16 protein-coding genes, 1 pseudogene and 1 riboswitch are annotated in these 16,248 nt (G+C 46.1%); of the genes and pseudogenes, 10 read left to right on the plus strand and 7 right to left on the minus strand.

Annotated features, from left to right (window positions below; translation table 11 throughout):
• Positions 1–3: 3 nt before the first annotated feature.
• From MKY50_RS02550 to MKY50_RS02565, 4 genes are all read left to right on the plus strand, one after another.
• Entirely contained in the window at positions 4–2,115 is a 2,112-nt protein-coding gene (locus MKY50_RS02550; protein ID WP_213385829.1) for a cellulose biosynthesis cyclic di-GMP-binding regulatory protein BcsB, read from the plus strand.
• A 135-nt stretch (positions 2,116–2,250) separates the two neighbouring features.
• Positions 2,251–2,394, plus strand: a riboswitch (cyclic di-AMP (ydaO/yuaA leader).
• Between the two features lie 192 nt (positions 2,395–2,586).
• Entirely contained in the window at positions 2,587–4,410 is a 1,824-nt protein-coding gene (kimA, locus tag MKY50_RS02555; RefSeq protein WP_003246693.1) for a potassium transporter KimA, read from the plus strand.
• Positions 4,411–4,468: 58 nt separating this feature from the next.
• Positions 4,469–4,918 (plus strand): 8-oxo-dGTP diphosphatase MutT, encoded by a 450-nt coding sequence (gene mutT, locus MKY50_RS02560; RefSeq protein WP_015715262.1) that lies wholly within the window; start codon positions 4,469–4,471, stop codon positions 4,916–4,918.
• A 66-nt stretch (positions 4,919–4,984) separates the two neighbouring features.
• Positions 4,985–6,709: a pyruvate oxidase gene (locus tag MKY50_RS02565; protein ID WP_021481718.1), complete on the plus strand. Its 1,725-nt coding sequence runs from the start codon at positions 4,985–4,987 to the stop codon at positions 6,707–6,709.
• On the opposite strand, the pseudogene MKY50_RS02570 reads toward MKY50_RS02565, so the two are convergent.
• The 5 genes and pseudogenes from MKY50_RS02570 to MKY50_RS02590 form a co-directional block, all read right to left on the minus strand.
• Positions 6,706–6,895, minus strand: a pseudogene (locus tag MKY50_RS02570) (hypothetical protein). The gene MKY50_RS02565 and the pseudogene MKY50_RS02570 sit on opposite strands and share 4 nt — an antisense overlap.
• A 28-nt stretch (positions 6,896–6,923) precedes the next feature.
• Positions 6,924–7,190 carry a hypothetical protein gene (locus MKY50_RS02575; RefSeq protein ID WP_021481716.1) on the minus strand — a complete coding sequence of 89 codons (267 nt, stop codon included), beginning with the start codon at positions 7,188–7,190 and terminating at the stop codon, positions 6,924–6,926.
• Positions 7,191–7,293: 103 nt separating this feature from the next.
• Entirely contained in the window at positions 7,294–8,571 is a 1,278-nt protein-coding gene (locus MKY50_RS02580) for an Nramp family divalent metal transporter (RefSeq protein ID WP_163131612.1), read from the minus strand.
• 229 nt (positions 8,572–8,800) lie between these two features.
• The gene (locus tag MKY50_RS02585) at positions 8,801–9,058 is read right to left on the minus strand and encodes a GlsB/YeaQ/YmgE family stress response membrane protein (RefSeq protein WP_003246519.1); all 258 of its coding nucleotides are present in this window, start codon (positions 9,056–9,058) and stop codon (positions 8,801–8,803) included.
• Between the two features lie 77 nt (positions 9,059–9,135).
• Positions 9,136–9,588 carry a DUF2188 domain-containing protein gene (locus MKY50_RS02590; RefSeq protein ID WP_003246574.1) on the minus strand — a complete coding sequence of 151 codons (453 nt, stop codon included), beginning with the start codon at positions 9,586–9,588 and terminating at the stop codon, positions 9,136–9,138.
• A 117-nt stretch (positions 9,589–9,705) separates the two neighbouring features.
• On the opposite strand from MKY50_RS02590, the gene MKY50_RS02595 reads away from it, so the two are divergent.
• The 4 genes from MKY50_RS02595 to MKY50_RS02610 all read left to right on the plus strand — a co-directional run bounded on the left by MKY50_RS02595 (position 9,706) and on the right by MKY50_RS02610 (position 11,850).
• Positions 9,706–10,524, plus strand: coding sequence for an EcsC family protein (locus tag MKY50_RS02595; RefSeq protein WP_003234359.1), 819 nt, complete (start codon positions 9,706–9,708; stop codon positions 10,522–10,524).
• A gap of 128 nt (positions 10,525–10,652) precedes the next feature.
• Entirely contained in the window at positions 10,653–11,024 is a 372-nt protein-coding gene (gene gsiB / locus MKY50_RS02600; RefSeq protein ID WP_003246542.1) for a glucose starvation-inducible protein GsiB, read from the plus strand.
• Between the two features lie 131 nt (positions 11,025–11,155).
• The gene (locus MKY50_RS02605) at positions 11,156–11,497 is read left to right on the plus strand and encodes a cupin domain-containing protein (protein ID WP_003246564.1); all 342 of its coding nucleotides are present in this window, start codon (positions 11,156–11,158) and stop codon (positions 11,495–11,497) included.
• Positions 11,491–11,850, plus strand: a complete 360-nt coding sequence (locus MKY50_RS02610) for a YdbC family protein (protein ID WP_070548590.1) — start codon at positions 11,491–11,493, stop codon at positions 11,848–11,850. The genes MKY50_RS02605 and MKY50_RS02610 overlap by 7 nt, the downstream gene beginning before the upstream one ends.
• 36 nt (positions 11,851–11,886) lie before the next feature.
• On the opposite strand, the gene MKY50_RS02615 is transcribed toward MKY50_RS02610, so the two are convergent.
• Positions 11,887–12,708, minus strand: coding sequence for a manganese catalase family protein (locus MKY50_RS02615; protein ID WP_024572055.1), 822 nt, complete (start codon positions 12,706–12,708; stop codon positions 11,887–11,889).
• 83 nt (positions 12,709–12,791) lie between these two features.
• A complete protein-coding gene (gene dctB, locus MKY50_RS02620; RefSeq protein ID WP_341116117.1) occupies positions 12,792–13,844 on the minus strand; it encodes a C4-dicarboxylate TRAP transporter substrate-binding protein DctB in 1,053 nt (350 codons plus the stop codon).
• Positions 13,845–13,913: 69 nt separating this feature from the next.
• Between dctB and dctS the strand changes: the two genes are divergently transcribed.
• Positions 13,914–15,521, plus strand: a complete 1,608-nt coding sequence (gene dctS, locus MKY50_RS02625) for a two-component system sensor histidine kinase DctS (protein WP_264099479.1) — start codon at positions 13,914–13,916, stop codon at positions 15,519–15,521.
• Positions 15,511–16,191, plus strand: coding sequence for a two-component system response regulator DctR (gene dctR, locus MKY50_RS02630; RefSeq protein ID WP_003234347.1), 681 nt, complete (start codon positions 15,511–15,513; stop codon positions 16,189–16,191). The genes dctS and dctR overlap by 11 nt, the downstream gene beginning before the upstream one ends.
• Positions 16,192–16,248: the final 57 nt, after the last annotated feature.

The raw sequence follows: 16,248 nt of genomic DNA on the forward strand, positions 1-16,248 counted from the left end.
TTTTTGAAACAAATAATGATTTTTCTCACAAGCTTCATGCTGCTGGTGATGACTGGACAAACGGCTCTTGCCAAAGACGTACAGGTCAGCGGTTCGCTCCTCGGGAAAAGCAGCCAAGAACAAGCCAAACAGCAGGTGCTTACAAGCGAGCTGATTACACTGTATGGATCAAAAGACAGCGCAGAGCTGACGTATCAGATCCCGGCAGGCGCTTCTTCGGGCAATCAGCAATTGGTAATCGAATACGAGGCATCAAATCTTTTAATTTCTCCATCATCGTTAACGGCTGTCATTGATGATGAACCGGTCAAGACGCTAAAGCTTGATGGTGATTCCAAACGGAAAACAGTGAAGCTGAATCTGAATAAAAGCCAGTCTGCGCAAGGCTATCACAACGTATCGCTGAAATTCTACGGCGTAATGAAAGAGGGCGTGTGCGTCAGACAGGATACATCAGGCAACTGGATCAAAATTTATCCGGACAGCCGGCTGACACTTGCTGACAGCAGTGAAGCGAAGGGAACGTCGCTGGACCATTATCCGTATCCTTTCGCCCAATCTGGAAATACAGCGGAAGAAACAGCTATCATCATTCCGGATCATCCAAGTTCAGCAGAAATAGAAGCTGCTGTTAAAACAGAAGGCTTTTTGAAAACGGTGGACAGCAGTGTCAGTATTGCGTATGTCACGGAATCTGAACTGAAAAAAATCGATAAGCCGACGATTGTTATCGGCGTGGACAAGCATTGGAACGGCAAAGTGAAAAAACTGTTGAAACAAGCTGGGCTACAGGCAAAAGGAGAAAACCTTCTGCTTGCGGAGCGGGTGCTGAAAGCAGAGGGCAAGCAGCAGCCGGTTCTGTTTGCGCAAGCTGCGTCCGAGGACGCGCTCACTAAAAAAATCAGCGTGATGACAGATCAGACATATACAGGCCAGCTCAGCGGCGATACACTTTCAATCAGCAAGCTTCAGCAGACTGAAAAAAAAGAAAGCAATAAGCTGACCCTTGAGAATTTTGGAGCGGGTGATATCACAATTGGAGCCGACAAAACATCTTCAGCACATTATTTTTATCCGGCTTCGGCTGTTTTAGATGAAAACCAATCGGCGAAACTGTCGCTTAAACTGAAAAAGTCTGAAACGATTCAGGCCTCAACGGCTGAAAACGAGTCAGCCTCTCAGGCTGCAGAACTGAAAGTGATGATCAACGGCCAGCCGCACTCGGTCCGGCTTGATGAATTAGGAAAAGAAGATAAAAACGGATTCTATCATGTCACAGTGAAAGTGGACCCTAAGCTGCTGCAAAAAAACCGCTACATTGATATTCAGTTCGTCACGACCGGTTTAAAGGAAAACAACCCTTGTAACACCACTGATGAAGAAAAGTGGGTTTTTATCGATAAAAACAGTACATTATCATACGCCATCAAAGGCATGTCTCCGTCAGCGGATTTTCAAGAGTGGCCGCTGCCTTACGCCGGAAACCAGGATCAAACAACGTTAATCGTGCTTCCTGACACCGTAAGCCAATCGAAGCTAGAGGAGCTTTCTCTCGTAACAGAATCCTTTGGCAGCGAAGCACAGCATTCATATACGGTAAAGAAATCATCTGACGTTACAGCAAATGATGCGAAAGGACGAAACCTCATTTTCATAGGAGGGATCAATCAATTTTCTCTTCTGAAGGAGAAATCATCAGATCTGCTTGTGCCGCAGGAAAAGAACGGATCGTTTGATGTATCTGGTTTCGAGATGCTGAATGAGACGACAAAACAAGTGGTATTTACCCAAGCATCGGTTTGGGATTCACGCTATACAATGGCTGTCTTTGCACCGTCAAAAGGAGATGGCGCGGCTGTCACAAAAGAGATCATCAGTTATCTGAACAGCAACGATGAGTCGGCAACCGTCCTTAATGAAACAAACAGCCAGCAGGTGTTTACAAACCACCAGCAGCTCAAATCGGAAACAAACAGTTCCGATGCAGAACAACCAACACAGGATCATAGCCAAAAATGGATGTATATTGGTGTGCTGGCACTCATTATGGTGATTGCGGCAGTGTTCATTTGGATTGCCGTAAGACGCAGAAAAAGAAAGACAGATACAGAATAAAACAGAGGCGATTTTAGCCTCTGTTTTTTTATTTTTGGTAAGTAAATTCCATTTGTGGAACCTGTCATTTTATTTTTTTCTCTCAGCCAATAAGCCTCTTTACAACGTGCGGGAACGGGAGTATGATCTCTTTTAGAAAACAAATCGCTTAATCTGAAATCAGAGCGGGGGACCCAATAGAACGGCTTTTTGCCGTTGGGGTGAATCCTTTTTAGGTAGGGCTAACTCTCATATGCCCGAATCCGTCAGCTAACCTCGTAAGCGTTCGTGAGAGGAGATGAATGAAACCTGTGTTCGATGTTATGGCACAGGGGCATCCGTTTGCCTCTGTGTTTTTTGTTGTTCATTTTTGAATGCAAATCGCATACAGAGACATCATAGCAGAAAGGACTATCAACAACATGTGAGAGCAAGACACTGATGTTTTATTGTTTTAATTGAAAAATGAGAAATTAAAAGGGGAAGACATCGATGTATCATTCAATCAAACGTTTTTTGATTGGGAAACCACTAAAATCCCAAGCAGCTGGAGAGCAAAAACTGACGAAATTAAAAGCCTTGGCTATGCTTTCCTCAGATGCGCTGTCATCTGTCGCATATGGGACAGAACAAATTCTAATCATTTTGGCAACAATCAGTGCAGCCGCATTTTGGTACTCCATTCCGATTGCGGTTGGCGTTCTCATCTTGCTGCTCGCACTGATTCTTTCATACAGGCAAATTATTTACGCTTATCCGCAGGGCGGCGGGGCGTATATCGTTTCTAAAGAAAATCTCGGTGAAAAACCGGGATTGATTGCGGGCGGTTCATTGCTTGTTGATTATATTTTAACAGTAGCGGTAAGTATTTCCGCAGGCACGGATGCCATCACGTCAGCCTTTCCTGCATTGCATGATTATCATGTGCCGATCGCTATTTTTCTCGTGTTAGTGATTATGATTTTGAACCTGCGCGGGCTTTCGGAATCAGCATCCATACTTGCCTACCCGGTTTATCTGTTTGTGGTGGCGCTTTTGGTTCTCATTGCAGTCGGGTTGTTTAAACTTATGACAGGACAAATAGACCAGCCAGCCCATCATACATCGCTCGGCACACCTGTAGCCGGCATTACGCTATTTTTGCTGCTTAAGGCTTTTTCCTCCGGATGCTCAGCGTTGACCGGGGTTGAGGCCATTTCTAATGCGATTCCTGCATTCAAAAACCCGCCTGCGCGAAACGCGGCAAGAACGCTTGCGATGATGGGGATTTTGCTGGCGATTCTATTTTCCGGCATCACGGTGCTCGCGTACGGGTATGGTACGGCGCCGAAGCCTGATGAAACAGTGGTTTCACAAATTGCGTCCGAAACCTTCGGGCGGAATGTGTTCTACTATGTCATCCAAGGTGTCACATCGCTTATTTTGGTTCTTGCGGCAAATACGGGATTTTCAGCCTTCCCGCAGCTTGCCTTCAACCTGGCGAGAGACCAGTATATGCCGCGAATGTTTACAGTCAGGGGCGACCGCTTAGGCTTCTCAAATGGGATTATCTTTTTAGGCTTTGCCTCCATTGTTCTCATTATCTTATTCGGGGGACAGACGGAGCACTTAATCCCGTTATATGCTGTGGGCGTATTTATTCCATTTACGCTTTCACAAACCGGCATGTGCATGAAATGGATCAAGCAAAAACCAAAAGGCTGGATCGGAAAAATGTTGATCAACTCCTGTGGCGCTCTGATATCGTTTATGGTTCTATCCATTCTGTTTGTGACGAAGTTTAATGTCGTATGGCCTGTGTTAATCTTTATGCCTATCGTTGTTTTGCTGTTTTTTGCGATTAAAAATCACTATACAGCAGTTGGCGAACAGCTTCGCATCGTAGACAAAGAGCCGGAAGAAATCAAAGGCACCGTTGTGATTGTGCCTGTGGCCGGTGTCACCACCGTCGTGCAAAAATCGATTCACTATGCGAAATCACTGTCCGATCAAGTGATCGCCGTTCACGTGTCATTTGACAGAGAACAGGAAAAGAAATTCGAAAAACGCTGGGAAGAGCTTAATAACGGAGTGCGTCTCGTTACGCTTCACTCCTCGTACAGAAGCCTTGTCCATCCGTTTGATAAGTTTTTGGAAACAGTTGAGGCAAAAGCGAAGAAGGAGCAGTTTTCCGTTATGGTGCTGTTTCCGCAATTTATAACGAAAAAACGCTGGCACACCATCCTTCACAACCAATCGGCCTTTCTCCTCAGAGTCCGGCTGTTCTGGAAAAAGGACATAATGGTTGCCACACTGCCGTATCATTTTAAAAAGTAAAGCTCTAGGACCAAGGGAATCACCTTGGTCCTTTTTTGCGGGAAAAGGAGGTATGGCGGTGTATACACAAGGTGCTTTTGTGATCGTATTGAACGAAAGTCAGCAAATTCTGCTGGTGAAACGAAAAGATGTCCCTCTCTGGGATTTGCCGGGCGGCAGGGTTGATCCCGGGGAATCGGCTGAGGAAGCGGCAGTGCGGGAGGTATTGGAAGAAACGGGATACAATGCAGCGCTTTCTGCGAAAATAGGTGTTTACCAAAGGCCAAAGTTTCAAGATGAACAGCATCTGTTTTTCGGAAGCATAACAGGCGGACAAGCAGTGGCTGACGGCACAGAGACAGCGGGATTAAAGTGGGTTTCCCCGGGGCGTTTGCCGCTTTTTATGGTGCCGAATCGAAAAAGGCAGATCAATGATTTCAAGAACGGCGCTCAAGATGTAAATGTCACCGTCAAGGATAGAGGGTTGCTCGCGGCGATCGACCTGTTGAAAAGAAGACTGGGCAAGTGATTCAGGTCTCCGGGTTTTAAAGCCTTTCTCCTGTGGTATTGAAAAAAGGAAAAAGGAGGATACGTTATGGCACATAAAACTGCAGGACAAGTAATGACAGAGCTGCTTGAGCAATGGGGAGTTGATCATGTATACGGCATCCCCGGAGACAGTATAAATGAGTTTATTGAAGAATTAAGACACGAAAGAAATCAACTGAAGTTCATTCAAACCCGCCACGAAGAGGTAGCGGCACTGGCAGCCGCGGCTGAAGCAAAACTCACCGGCAAGATCGGAGTCTGTCTGTCAATCGCAGGGCCGGGAGCGGTGCACTTATTAAATGGTTTATATGATGCAAAAGCGGACGGCGCCCCTGTGCTGGCGATTGCAGGACAGGTTTCTTCTGGCGAAGTCGGACGGGACTATTTCCAGGAGATTAAGCTGGAGCAAATGTTTGAGGACGTGGCTGTGTTCAACAGAGAGGTACATAGCGCAGAATCACTTCCGGATCTCTTAAATCAGGCGATCAGGACCGCCTACAGCAAAAAAGGCGTTGCGGTATTGAGCGTGTCAGATGATTTGTTTGCGGAGAAAATCAAACGGGAGCCCGTGTATACTTCACCGGTGTATATTGAAGGGAACCTTGAACCGAAAAAAGAACAGCTCGTCACCTGCGCCCAATATATTAATAACGCTAAGAAACCGATTATCCTGGCAGGGCAGGGAATGAAAAAGGCGAAACGGGAGCTCTTAGAATTTGCGGACAAAGCCGCCGCTCCGATCGTTGTTACACTCCCGGCAAAAGGTGTCGTTCCCGATAAGCACCCGCATTTTCTCGGCAACCTCGGGCAGATCGGAACAAAGCCGGCTTACGAGGCAATGGAGGAATGTGATTTATTAATCATGCTCGGAACATCATTCCCGTACCGTGATTATTTGCCTGATGACACGCCGGCAATCCAGCTCGATTCAGACCCGGCAAAAATCGGAAAACGGTATCCGGTGACAGCGGGCCTTGTCTGCGATTCGGCTCTCGGTCTGCGCGAATTGACAGAGTATATTGAACGCAAGGAAGACAGAAGATTCCTGAATGCCTGCACAGAACATATGCAGCATTGGTGGAACGAAATTGAAAAAGATGAGACAGAGGCAACAACACCGCTTAAACCTCAGCAGGTCGTGGCCCGTCTTCAGGAAGCGGCAGCCGATGATGCGGTGCTCTCTGTCGATGTCGGCACTGTGACAGTCTGGATGGCGCGTCATTTCAAAATGAACGCGAACCAGGATTTCATCGTCTCCAGCTGGCTTGCGACAATGGGCTGCGGCCTGCCGGGAGCGATCGCCGCAAGCTTGTCCGAACCGGAACGCCAGGCGATCGCCGTCTGTGGTGACGGGGGATTTTCCATGGTCATGCAGGATCTTCCGACCGCTGTCAAATATAAGCTCCCGATCACAGTCGTCATTTTAAACAACGAAAATCTTGGCATGATTGAGTACGAGCAGCAGGTCAAAGGCAATATCGACTATGTCACAAAACTTCAAAATGTCGACTATGCCGCATTTGCAGAAAGCTGCGGAGCAAAGGGCATCAAAGTGACTAAAGCGGAAGAGCTTGCGCCGGCATTCCATGAGGCGCTGCACTCTGACCAACCGGTCGTTGTGGATGTCATGATTGGAAACGAACCGCCGCTTCCTGGCAAAATCACATACGGGCAGGCGAAAGGTTTTAGCAAATACATGCTGAAAAACTTCTTCGAAAACCAAAAATTTGAAATGCCGTCACTGAAGAAAAGTTTGAAACGGTTATTTTAAAAAACAGGGGCCCTAAGAGCCCTTGTTTTTTGTTGGAAACAAATGTATTTTCAGCATGTTTGAATTCATAAAATGATCGGTATATGTATTAGGAACTGATTTCGCCATACTCGAAACAGACAAAAGGACAAATGCATCTTGTTTCAAAGCAAGATGCATTTGTCCTTGTATGTTTATTCTTATCAAATCTTACAGAACTCTTCTCATTATAAGCTTATTTCTCTTTTTTCTTCAGCCCGAAGAAGAAAGGAAAAGCAGAACCGACCAAGAAGGTGCCGAATAAAAACATGCCGCCGATAAACACGTGGAAATTTGTGTGTCCGGCCGTAAACGCCGTGATTAGGGAAATAATACTGAGCACGATCATGGCAATGCCGGGCGCGACTCTCATTTTTCCCTTGGATCTATGGGCAGCAACAGAACATAAAATGCCGATAACAATAGGAACAATCCACAAATAAAACAGAATAAATACTGACATCATCAAAACTCCGATTTTTCTTCTATCATAACAAATTTCTGTCAAAAAGGGTATCAATGAGCTTTTGCGGAAAAATAAAAACCGGCTTTAGAAGCCGGTTTTTTTATCGAAACGTATCTACAATTAAAAACACATTCAAAGTAACGATCAATACAGCAATCAGCCAAGACACCACTGTGACCCATTTGGCGTTGATCAGAGATCCCATGATCCGTTTATTGCTTGTAAACATAATAAGCGGAATGAGGGCAAAGGCGATCCCGAAGGACAGCACGACCTGGCTCAGTACGAGAGCGGTCGTCGGATTAACACCTGACGCGATGATCAAGATCGGCGGAATGATCGTGATAAAACGCCGTACATACAGCGGAATGCGGTAGTTGATAAATCCTTGCATAATCACGTCGCCTGAAAGTGTGCCGACAGACGAACTGGATAGACCGGCAACGAGCAGCCCGATCCCGAATAAAGCCGCAGACATAGGGCTGACAAGATGTCCGAATTGCTGAAATGCGACGTCGAGATCCTCAACAAACAGGCCGTTTTTGAAGAATAATGCGGCAGCCACGATCAGCATACTTGCATTAATAGCCCCTGCAATCAGCATCGCTATTAAAATATCAATAAATTCAAACCTAAAGATTTTTTTCCGTTCTGCATCAGTTTTGCCAACCACCCGCCGCTGTGTAAGGGCAGAGTGTAAATAAATGGCGTGCGGCATAACAGTTGCGCCAAGAATACCCGCTGCAAGAAGCACACTGTCGGTGCCATGAAACGCCGGGACAAAAAGGCCCTTCATCACTGACACGGCATCAGGCTTTGCGAAAAAGGTCTGCAACGCAAAGGCGATCACGACCACAAACAGCATACCGGCAATACCGGCTTCAAGTGAGCGATAACCGCGGCGCTGAAGCTCCAATATCGCGAAAGAACCGATCGCCGCAATAATAGACGCTTCAAGCATCGGAATGCCGAACAGCAAATACAGTCCCAGAGCCGCTCCGATAAATTCCGCCAGGTCAGTTGCGATAATGACAAGCTCGCCCTGAATCCATAATCCGATCGAGACAGGCTTCGGGAATTCTTCACGGGCAACCTCAGGCAGATTTTTGCCTGTCGCAATACCGAGTTTGGCGGATAGGGATTGAATTAAAAGGGCCATGATATTGGAAAATAAGATCACCCATAAGAGCATATATCCGTATTTAGAGCCCGCCGAAATATTCGTTGCGAAGTTGCCGGGATCAATATAGGCAATGGCTGCTATAAATGCAGGGCCGAGAAAAGGGAGCAGCCCTCTGAATCCTCTGATTTTCCCGTCAAGCGCATCTTGGACGGCTTTGGAACGGGGAGATTGTGCTGTGATGTCCTTGTTCATCATGTCTCACCTGAATTCTGTTTGTTTTTGCCGTACAACAAAGAGTTTCCTTAAGGCAAATTATTTTATCTACATCATATGACCATCCCGGTTTCTTGTCAACCGAAAATGTTCAAAATACACTCCTGAATTTTTCCCTGTTATGTAACATGATATGTAGGGATTCGGGATAAGGTCCCATATAAAAAGGCATCGTTTCAGTTCGAAACGATGCCTCCTGTATCTAATGAGTCTAGGCTTCCTTCCGCAGCCCGCGGAATATAAGGCCCAGCAAGAATACGAAGATGGCTGCCCCGATGATGGCGGGGAAAATAGCAAAGCCGGCGAGGCTCGGTCCCCATGTGCCAAGAAGTCCGTGCCCAATCCAAGCGCCGATCAGCCCGGCAATCATAGAGCCGAAAATTCCTCCCGGCAGCCGGTTTCCTACAATGGCGCTCCCAATTAATCCGATAACAATAGCAACAACTAATGAAACCAAAAAGCTAAGCATCATGATCACCTCTCATAAATGATTTACCAATCAATAACCGCTCCTGATCATTTCGAAACACTTAAAAGCATATTCCTTTATGATCCTGTTTTAATCTTTCTCTGCACACTGCCGTCAGCTAAATGAACAATGACCTCAGTGCCTTTATGCGCCGCGATTTCCTTTGCCCGTTCAATCGCTTCTTTCTTTGTATCTTTGATTTCAGACACACGTTTGGCGCCCTCGGCTTTGACTGCCCAGCCTTTTTTATGCTTAATAACATGCTCTGCTTTATTCATGAGCTCGGGGCCGCTGCCGCTGCTTGGATCAGCATCGCGTTCTGTCTCATCATCATGCGTCAGGAAATCATCAATTTCATCTGTAGAGGCGTTTTCCGCCCATTCCTTCGCTTTGCTTGTCGCAATTGGAATCGCGCGCCCTTCCTCATAGCCTTCATCAATCATCGCATTCGCAATGTCTATCGCCTTTTTTCTCACCGGCTTCTCAAGATTTTTTAATGAAGCAGGATAATCCTTCATCGACCAAGGCATGTCCATCACTCCTTTTCCTTTTATAAAAATGGTACCCGCAGGTGAAAAATAAAAACGCATCCGAAAAAATGAAGGTATACTATATAGTAGAAAAAACGGAAGGGAAGTGCGGATTGGGTGCCAACAGAACGAAAAGAAGACTTACATCAGCAATTAAAAGAGATAGAGAAATGGGAAAAAGATCAGCAAAAAGTCTGGTTTTGGGAAAAGCTCAGCCGTCTCCCGTTTCAGCTCCTGGACAAGCTGACACCGGAATTCATCCAGAAAAAGATCGGCAAGCTCTTGGATGAGGTCGGCAGCTTTGTTCAAACAGGCGGACAGTACCTGACATCTGAAAAACAGATTATCAGGATATTTCAAAAGAAACTGCCGGAGGAGATCTTTGAATCGCTGGAGGACATCCGGAAAGCGCCTCTTCCTGTCATGGATGAAATTGCGGAAGGAATGGGCAAAAACAGAACCAACGCAGCAACCGTTCAAGGCGCGACAACCGGTGTGGGCGGCGTGTTTACGCTGGCGGCAGACATTCCGGCAGTGCTTGGCTTATCACTAAAAACATTACAGGATATCGCAGTCGCATACGGCTATGACCCAAAGGAGAAAAAAGAACGCGTCTTCATTGTGAAATGCCTGCAGCTGACGTCGGCTGATGTTGTCGGCAAAAGATCGATTTTGCAGGAATTAAAACACTACGATCAAGACCGTACATATAAGAATGTCGCTTCTCAAATCCAAGGCTGGCGAGAAGTCGTTTTGGGCTATCGAGACACGTTTGGCTGGAAAAAACTTTTCCAGATGGTGCCGGTTGCCGGAATGGTTTTTGGCGCCGCTGCCAATCGCTCAACATTAAACGACATTACCGAGACAGGCATGATGCTGTACAAAAAGAGGCGCATTCTTGAACGACTGAAAGAAACAGAACGAGAGATGGAATAGCAGAAAGCAGACGGACACCGCGATCCGCCTGCTTTTTTTAGTGGAAACATACCCAATGTGTTTTGTTTGTTTAAAAGAATTGTGAGCGGGAATACAACAACCAACACCAATTAAAGGAGGAATTCAAAATGGCAGACAATAACAAAATGAGCAGAGAAGAAGCAGGTAGAAAAGGCGGAGAAACAACAAGCAAGAACCATGACAAAGAATTCTATCAAGAGATTGGTCAAAAAGGCGGAGAAGCCACCAGCAAAAACCATGACAAAGAATTCTATCAGGAAATCGGCGAAAAAGGCGGAGAAGCCACTAGCAAGAACCATGACAAAGAGTTCTATCAAGAAATCGGTGAAAAAGGCGGAGAAGCCACTAGCGAAAATCATGATAAAGAATTCTATCAAGAAATCGGCCGAAAAGGCGGAGAGGCAACAAGCAAAAATCATGATAAAGAATTCTACCAAGAAATTGGCTCAAAAGGCGGAAACGCCCGCAACAACGACTAATCAAAAGCATAAAGGCAGACAACCTGTAAATAAAAAAGCGATCCGGCACATCAGCTGGATCGCTTTTTTTTGGAATCTTCTCAATTTATGCCACTATTGCGATACAATAAGTGAAAAAGGGGTTTTCGCTAATGTCCAAGATGCAAAACTTGCTCGCCATCGCAAATGAAGTCAAAGAAAAGCACGCCAATTTTTCAATCTCAGAGGTCAACGACCACTGCGTGCGCCTTGCGGTGTTTACGGGAGAATATGACTGGCACCATCACCCTGACTCAGACGAATTGTTTATTGTTCTTGAAGGGGAGCTGCTGATCGATTTTAAGGACAAAGAAACCGCGGTGCTCAAAGCAAATGACAGCCTGCTGATCCCGAAAGGCACGGTTCACCGCACACGCTCTTATGTCAGAACGGTTAATCTCTGTGTGGAGCATAAACAAGCCGAAACCGTCATCATAGAGGAGCAGCCATGCTAATCAAAAAGATGATATGTGAAGTAGACGCTGCAAACGCTGAAGCATTTGCAAAAGCGCAGTCACAGTGGGGAGCATTATCGCATATAAGCGGCTTTATCAAACAGGCCGGCGGCTGGCGAAAAACGATAGACGAGCCGCTCACCGCAGAAATCATCAGTGTATGGGAAAACAGAGAAGCCTATGATCATTTTATGGAGAACGAACATGACAGCATATACGAGGAAAACGATCAGAAGGCTGTAATTCTTTCGATAGAGGTGACGGTGTACGAAGAGGATAAACCGTTCGTTCACGATCTGTTACATAACCCCGATATCCGGTACGAACCAGACTGGACGGTTCTGAAGGCATAATCAAAGCCCAAAACATCATGTTTTGGGCTTGTCTCTTTACTCGCGTCCCGGAAGTGTATTATGAACATAAGGCGGTGCTGGTTTTAACTCCGGTTTTTCTCCAAACGTTTTTGCCTCTTTCACATATTCAAAGGCTTCTCCGTCCGGCGCTTTTTCATTCAGCCAGTTTTGCTTGGCGCTTTCTTCGCCTTCAGAGAAATTGATAAGCTGATGTGAGAACTCTTGTTTTTCGAGCGCTTTCGGGAAGGTACCCGGCACAACCGGACCTTCCTGTGCTTCTAATTCTTTAATGGCGGCAAGCCATTGGTTCTGGTGCATTGTGTCACGCGCCAGCAGGAAGCTGAGCATATCTTTGACGCCTTTGTCATCCGTCATTTCAAACAGGCGTGCGACCTGCAGACGGCCCTGAGATTCCGCATTCAGGTTGGCGCGGAAGTCTGCCAGCAGGTTTCCGCTTGCTACGATATAACCGCCGCTCCAAGGTACGCCTGTACTGCTTTCCGGCATGGCGCCAAGTCCTGATACAATCGCATGGTGAGGGTTCATGCCGCCCAGGATGGAGCCGATGACCGGATCTTCAGCAGCTTTTTCCTGCTGATCAAGAGGGGCATCCTCAAGAAGTCTGGCAATCATCGTTGCGATCATTTCAACATGCCCGAGCTCCTCAGTTGCCGTATCCATCAGCAAGTCCTTGTATTTTTCATTTCCTCTTGTGTTCCAGCCTTGAAATAAGTACTGCATGGCAACTGAAATTTCTCCGAATTGCCCGCCTAAAATTTCTTGCATTTTTTTAGCGAATAATGGATCTGGACGATCTGGTTTAGCAGGATGCTGCAGCATTTTTGTGTGCTTAAACATGTACCCATCTCCTTTTCGTTTATCTCTTTTTATATTTCCGATCGATAGAAAGATAAACGAAAAACAGCGTATCGAGATAGGAACTATGAATCTATTCGCAGCTCCAACAGTTCCCGGATCAGCTCCCGGCCAAAGATGGGCTCATACTGCCGGTAAACAGGGTCAAGACGCTTCATCCATTCTTTTTTCTCTTTATCTGACAGCTCATAAATATGTATAGCAGAATTCTTTTTGATTTCTTCCAGCTGCTCCTTGTTCATTTGTTCGGCATACGTTTCATTCCACTCGGTCGTCTCCTTCATCGCTTCAGTCAAAATGCGTCTTGTTTCTGGTGTTTGCGCCTTCCAGAAGTGTTCATCAGTCATGACAGCGTAGCCGAGGTAACCGTGGCTGCTTATTGTCAAATAGTCCTGAACATTATAAAATTTTTTAGAATAGATGTTTGAAATTGTATTTTCTTCGCCATCGACTACATTGTTTTCTAACAGCTGAAAGGTAGAATTGAAGGATTCCTGATGAGGTGTTGCGCCAAGCAGCTTGAACTGATCCTCAATCACATCGCTTTGCATAATGCGCAGATCCTGCCCTTTTAAATCATCCGGTGTTTTGACCGGCCCTTGATTTGTTGTGATTTGCTTAAAGCCGTTCGTCCAATAGGCCAGTCCTTTTAATTGGTTTTTCTTTAGAGAATCAAACAGCTGTGTGCCGATGCTTCCGTTCAACCCTTTTTTGACGGCGTTGTAATCTGTAAATGCATACGGCAGATCCAGCACTCCCCATTCAGGCGAGAGCATGCCGAGCTTCGATGTGGAGGGGGCGATAAATTGAACATCGCCGTTTTGCAATGCTTCAATTTCTTCGATGTCCGAGTACAGGCTTCCATTCGGAAATACTTCTATTTTTATTTTCCCGCCTGATTTTTCGTTCACCAGATCAGCGAATTTATTGGCGGCCAGCCCTTTTGGCGTATTTTCAGCAACCACGTGGCTGAATTTAAACACGATTTGATCCTGCAGGCCTTCTTGGTCGTCATCATAAACAGCCTTTTTATTGCCTGTATGATCATGGAATCCGATAAATAAAGCGGTTGCAATTCCAGCGATCATCAGTGCGAGACATGCAAGCAAACTCTTCATGAAAAGCCCTCCCCTATGTTAAGGATAATGGGGGCAATGACATTCGTAAAGACCTGAAAGGAGAAGCTGATGAACAAAAAGAAGCTCTCAATCCGTTGGAAAATCACGATCTTATCCTATATACTCGTCATTTTCTCCTTTTTGATCGGCGGCATTGTGCTCATCGGCAACATTCAGCATACAGAGGAGCGGGAGTTGAAAAAGCGGCTGATGAATACGGCACGGACGGTGTCAGAGATGACAGAAGTGAAAGAAGCCTTGGCGCGAAAAAAACAAACAGAAGCTGTTCGCCATGCGGTTGAAGAAATCAGGATGATTAATGAAGCAGACTATATTGTCGTCATGGATATGAATCATATCCGATATACGCATCCTGTCAGCACAAGCATCGGCAAGAAATCAGAAGGTGCAGACGAGGAGGCAGCGTTTGCGGAGCACATTTATTTCTCTGAAGCAAAGGGCGAGATCGGTACGGCGGTTCGCGCTTTTTATCCGGTTAAGGATCAAGACCTGAACCAAATAGGCGTGGTGCTTGTCGGAAAAACGCTGCCGGGGATCGCTGACATCCTGCTTCATTTAAAGCGTGATATCGCATTCATCGTTGTGCTGACACTCGGCTTCGGCCTTGCTGGTTCCTTTTTGCTGGCCCGCCATATCAAAAAACAAATGTTTCAGCTTGAACCCCATGAGATTGTCCGAATGTATGAAGAACGGACAGCGACGTTTCACTCGATGAATGAAGGGGTGATCGCTATTGACAATCGGCTCGTCATTACGATTTTTAATGAAAAAGCGAAACAGATCTTTGAAGTGCAGGGGGATCTGATCGGCAAGGTGATTTGGGAGGTTCTCAAGGATTCGCGCCTGCCCGAAATCGTGGAGCGGAACAAAGCGGTTTATAATGAAGAAATTCGTGTCAGCGGAAAAGTCATCATGAGCAGCAGAATTCCGATCGTCATGAAGAAAAAAGTGATCGGCGCCGTTGCGATTTTTCAGGACAGAACGGAAGCGGCCAAGATGGCAGAGGAATTGACTGGTGTCAGAAACTTTGTGGAGGCGCTCCGTGTCCAAAACCATGAGCATATGAATAAGCTGCACACGATCGCCGGTCTCATCCAGCTGGGGAAATCTGAAAAAGCCTTGCAGCTTGCATTCCAGGCGTCAACTGAGCAGGAAAATGTGACTGAATTTCTGCACCGCTCGATTCAAAATGACGCTGCGGCAGGCCTTCTATTAAGTAAAATCAGGAGGGGAAGAGAGCTCGGCATTGCTGTTCATATAGATGAAAACAGCAGTCTTCAGCAATTTCCCGAGCATGTTGATCAGCATGATATTGTCGTGCTTTTGGGGAATCTGATTGAAAATGCCTTCGGCTCATTTGAAACCGTTCAATCTGAAGACAAACGAATTGACATTAGTATCGAACAAACGGATGATATCCTTGCTATTTTAATAGAAGATAACGGCTGCGGAATTGATCCGGCACATATGCCTCGCCTTTACGACAAAGGTTTTACGGTCAATAAAACTGGCGGCACAGGCTATGGCCTGTATCTAGTGAAACAAATCATAGACAAAGGATCGGGCACGATAGAAGTTGATTCACATGCGGGGCAGGGGACATCTTTTTCTATCGTTTTTCCAATGAAGGGGGAGGAAGCACAGCATGGCTCGTAAAGAATGGAAGGTTCTGCTCATTGAAGACGATCCGATGGTTCAAGAGGTCAATAAGGATTTCATTACAACTGTTAAAGGCGTTACTGTCTGTGCAACGGCAGGAAACGGAGAGGAAGGCATGAAGCTGATTAAAGAAGAACAGCCGGATCTCGTCATTCTCGATGTGTACATGCCGAAAAAAGACGGCATCAAGACCTTGCAGGAGATCAGAAAGCAAAAGCTTGAAGTGGATGTCATTGTCGTCTCCGCTGCAAAAGACAAGGAAACGATCTCACTCATGCTGCAAAACGGGGCGGTTGACTATATCTTAAAGCCGTTTAAGCTTGAGCGAATGAGACAGGCACTCGAAAAGTACAAGCAATATAAACAAAAAATCGAAGCGAATGATACGCTGTCCCAGGAACAGCTCGATGCGATCCTGAATATTCCGCAGCAGGCCGTACAGGATCTGCCGAAAGGGTTGAATCACTTCACGATGAATGAAGTCACTGCTTTTTTGAAACAGCAAACCGCATCCCTTTCTGCTGAAGAGGTCGCCAAGGCGCTTGGCATCGCCAGAGTGACAGCCAGACGATATCTTGATTACTTAGAAAAAACCGGGATCATCAAATTGGACGTTCAATACGGCGGAGTCGGCCGGCCGGTCAACCGCTACGTGTTAAAAGGATAAACCTGAGACCAAAAAGACCAAAATGTCCGTTATGATCATAAACTTCCCCAGACATTA

Source organism: Bacillus sp. FSL R7-0685 (assembly GCF_038002425.1).
GTDB classification, from domain to species: domain Bacteria; phylum Bacillota; class Bacilli; order Bacillales; family Bacillaceae; genus Bacillus; species Bacillus subtilis.